This window comes from Micromonospora maritima, from assembly GCF_902825405.1.
Lineage (GTDB): Bacteria > Actinomycetota > Actinomycetes > Mycobacteriales > Micromonosporaceae > Micromonospora > Micromonospora maritima.
The window spans coordinates 1-3,697 of record NZ_CADEAU010000509.1 but is presented as its reverse complement, the minus strand read 5'-3'; the positions used below and the strand labels follow the sequence as shown (position 1 = coordinate 3,697).

Annotated in this window: 4 protein-coding genes; all 4 read right to left on the bottom strand. The window is 76.0% G+C overall.

Annotated elements, in window-relative coordinates:
• A partial coding sequence (locus HUW36_RS28040; RefSeq protein ID WP_484502607.1) for a uroporphyrinogen decarboxylase/cobalamine-independent methonine synthase family protein occupies window positions 1-449 on the bottom strand: 449 nt, incomplete at its 3' end.
• A gap of 230 nt (window positions 450-679) precedes the next feature.
• Window positions 680-1,753, bottom strand: coding sequence for a tRNA 2-thiouridine(34) synthase MnmA (gene mnmA / locus HUW36_RS28035; RefSeq protein WP_217428890.1), 1,074 nt, complete (start codon window positions 1,751-1,753; stop codon window positions 680-682).
• Window positions 1,754-1,790: 37 nt separating this feature from the next.
• Window positions 1,791-2,966, bottom strand: coding sequence for a cysteine desulfurase family protein (locus tag HUW36_RS28030; protein WP_174530880.1), 1,176 nt, complete (start codon window positions 2,964-2,966; stop codon window positions 1,791-1,793).
• Between the two features lie 86 nt (window positions 2,967-3,052).
• The gene (locus tag HUW36_RS28025) at window positions 3,053-3,691 is read right to left on the bottom strand and encodes a class F sortase (protein WP_174530881.1); all 639 of its coding nucleotides are present in this window, start codon (window positions 3,689-3,691) and stop codon (window positions 3,053-3,055) included.
• Window positions 3,692-3,697 lie beyond the last annotated feature (6 nt).

Below are 3,697 nucleotides of genomic sequence, written 5' to 3'. Positions count from 1 at the left end.
CCGCGCAGTCCCTCGCCCAACGAGCCGGCGAGGTCGCGTACCGCGCCGGGGTCGCGCAGCAGCCGGCCGCCGATCGGCAGCTCCAGCGCGGCGGCCAGCGTGAACGGGCCGGCGGCCTGGACCTTGACCGGGCCGGCGTACTCCTCGGCCTGCTCGGCGAGCTGGTCGAGGTCGCGTTCCATCAGGTCCCGGGCCCGGCGCAGGTCGCGGCCCGGGCGGGGGGCGATCCGCCAGCGGGCCGCGTACAGCTCGACCGGAAGCTCGACCAGCAGGCCGGCGGTGCGCCCGACCAGGTCCGCGCCGGGGCCCCGGGCGGGCAGCTCGGGCAGGTGCGGCAACGCGGGCAGCTCACCGAGCACGATCCGTTGCGCCTCGGCGATGTCGGTGCCGGGCAGCGACCCGATCCCGGTCGCCGCACCGATGGGCCAGGGCCACGCCTGCTCAGTCACCGCCGCAGCCTATCCGCTGTCCCGCGCGGGGGCGTGGGGACGCGGGCCCGGAGCCGACAGCCCCGGCGACGAACGCTCGGAGTGCCTTTCGAGCTGATGTCAGGAACGACTCAGCGGGCACTCGCGGCGAGTGAGTCGTCTGCGCTATCAGCTCGAAAGGCGGCCGGAGGACACGCAGCCGGCCCGGCGGACCGGTTCGCGCGGCCCGGGGACCACGGCGGGGACCGCGGTCAGGCGGTGATGGTGGCGGAGCCGAGGACCACGTCGCCGGCCGGATCGGGCCGGTAGGCCACGATCGCCTGGCCGGCGGCGACCCCGCGGACCGGGCGACGCAGCGACGCGTGCAGGCCGTCGGCGTCCACCGAGACGGCGGCCGGGACCACGTCGCCGTGCGCCCGCAACTGCACCTCGCACTCGATCGGCCCGTCCGGGCGCGGCCCGCCGGTCCAGACCGGTCGCTCGGCCCGCACCGAGGAGACCTCCAGCGCCTCGGCCGGGCCGACGGTCACCGTGTTCGTCGTCGGAGTGATGGAGAGCACGTAGCGCGGCCGGCCGTCCGGCGCCGGGCGGTCCAGGTGCAGCCCGCGCCGCTGTCCGACGGTGTACTGGTAGGCGCCGCTGTGGCTGCCCACGACCGCGCCGGTGAGCGCGTCCACCACCTGGCCCGGGGCCTCGCCGAGCCGCTCGGCCAGGAAGCCGCGGGTGTCGCCGTCGGCGATGAAGCAGATGTCGTGCGAGTCCGGCTTGTCGGCCACGGCGAGGCCGCGCCGGGCCGCCTCCGCGCGTACCTCGGCCTTGGTCGAGTCGCCCAGCGGGAAGATCGACCGGTCGAGCTGCGCGCGGGTCAGCACCGCGAGGACGTACGACTGGTCCTTGGCCGCGTCGACGCTGCGCCGCAGCAGGCCGTCCGGGCCCAGCCGGGCGTGGTGGCCGGTGACCACGGCGTCGAAGCCCAGGGCCACGGCCCGGTCCAGCACCGCGGCGAACTTGATCTTCTCGTTGCAGCGCAGACACGGATTCGGGGTACGGCCCGCCGCGTACTCGGCGACGAAGTCGTCGACCACGTCGTCGTGGAACCGGTCCGCCATGTCCCACACGTAGAACGGGATGCCCAACACGTCGGCGGCCCGCCGGGCGTCCCGGGAGTCCTCCAGCGTGCAGCAGCCCCGGGCGCCGGTGCGGTAGGTCTGCGGGTTGCGGGCCAACGCGAGGTGCACCCCGGTCACGTCGTGCCCGGCCTCCACCGCCCGCGCCGCCGCCACGGCGGAGTCCACTCCGCCCGACATCGCCGCCAGAACCCTCACCGGTCCACTCCCCTCGTCCTCACCGAGCGTATCCGGGTCAGCGGGGCGTACGGAGGGCGGCCGCGCGGCGGGCCCGCTCCACGGCGGCCGGCAGCGCGGCGATCAGCGCGTCGACGTCGGCGCCGGTGCTGGTGTGCCCCAGCGTGAAGCGCAGCGAGGACCGGGCCCGGTCGTCGTCGGCGCCCATGGCCAGCAGCACGTGCGAGGGCTGGGCCACCCCCGCCGAGCAGGCCGACCCGGTCGAGCAGGCGATGCCCTGGGCGTCGAGGAGCAGCAGCAGCGCGTCCCCCTCGCAGCCGGGGAAGGAGAAGTGCGCGTTGGCGGGGAGCCGGTCGGCCGGATCGCCGTTGAAGACCACCTCGGGGACCGCCCGGCGGACCCGCTCGACCAGCTGGTCGCGGAGCGCGGCGATCCGGGTCGCGTACTCCTGCTGGCCCTTCACCGCGGCCTCGACGGCCACCGCGAACGCGACGATGCCGGCCGTGTCCAGGGTGCCGGAGCGCACGTCGCGCTCCTGACCGCCGCCGTGCAGCAGCGGCGTCGCGGCGACGTCGCGGGCCAGCAGCAGCGCGCCGACGCCGGCCGGTCCGCCCAGCTTGTGGCCGGTCACGGTGAGCGCGGACACGCCGCTCGCGGCGAAGTCGACCGGGACCTGCCCGACCGCCTGGATCGCGTCGGTGTGGAACGGCACCCCGTGCCGGGCCGCCACCGCGGCCAGCTCGGCCACCGGCTGGACGGTGCCCACCTCGTTGTTGGCCCACATCGCCGTGACCAGGGCCACGCGCTCGCCGTGCTCGGCCAGTTCGGCCCCGAGCCGCTCCGGGTCGAGCCGTCCGGCCGCGTCCACCGGCAGCCAGCCGACCTGGGCGCCCTCGTGCGCGACGAGCCAGTCGACCGCGTCGAGCACGGCGTGGTGCTCGACCGCGCTGGAGACCACCCGATCCCGCTCGGCCCGGTCGGCCCGCCGGGCCCAGAAGATGCCCTTCACGGCGAGGTTGTCGCTCTCCGTACCGCCGCCGGTGAAGATCACCTCGGAGGGGCGGGCGCCGAGCGCGGCGGCCACCCGCTCCCGCGACTCCTCCACCCGCCGCCGGGCACGGCGGCCCGCCGCGTGCAGCGACGACGCGTTGCCCACCTCGCGGGCGGTGGCGACGTACGCCTCGAGTGCCTCGTCGAGCATCGGGGTCGTCGCCGCGTGATCCAGGTATGCCATCACCGTTCAGCCTAACGGCCGCCGGGCCCGCCGCCGGGGGCCGGACCACCCGTCCCGCACGGCGGCGGGACGGGTGGTCCTCGCGCTCACGCGGGAACCGCGGTGACGACGATGTTGTCCCGGTAGTGCCGGGTCTTCGGGTCGAACGGGCCGCCGCAGGTGATCAACGTCAGGCGCGGCTTGCCGTCCCGGGCGAAGTACCGGTCCAGCGGGATCTTCGTCTTCGTGTACTCCTCCCGGGCCACCACCCGGTAGCGGCGCTCCTTACCGTCCGAACCGGTGGCGGTGAGCGTGTCGCCCCGGTCCAGCTCACGCAGCCGGAAGAACGCCCCCTTGCCCTGCTCGGCGCTGTCCACGTGCCCGGCGATGACCACCGAACCGGCACCGGCCTCCAGGCCCGGGCCGTAGCGGTACCAGCCGACCTGGTCCACGCTCGGCGGCACCTCGAACTCGTTCGTGCGGTCGTTGATGCCGACCGGGTTGACGGTGGCGGTGACCTTGATCGGCGGGATGCTCAGCCGGACCGGGGGAACCGTCGCGCCGTCGGCCGGCAGGGTGCCGGCGTTCACGGGCACCGACGCGTCCCCGGCCGCCGTGGGCGTCGCCGACGGCGCGGGAGTGGAGCTGGCCAGGGCCGCCGCCTCGTCGGCGCCGACGTCCTCGGCGGGTTGCGAACCGCAGGCCACCAGGGCCGCGAAGGTGAGCGCGGCGACGCCGGCGGCCACCCCGCC

Excerpts from the sequence above, each read along its gene's own strand:
- HUW36_RS28030 (WP_174530880.1), bottom strand. The coding sequence starts at position 2,966 with ATGGCATACCTGGATCACGCGGCGACGACCCCGATGCTCGACGAGGCA.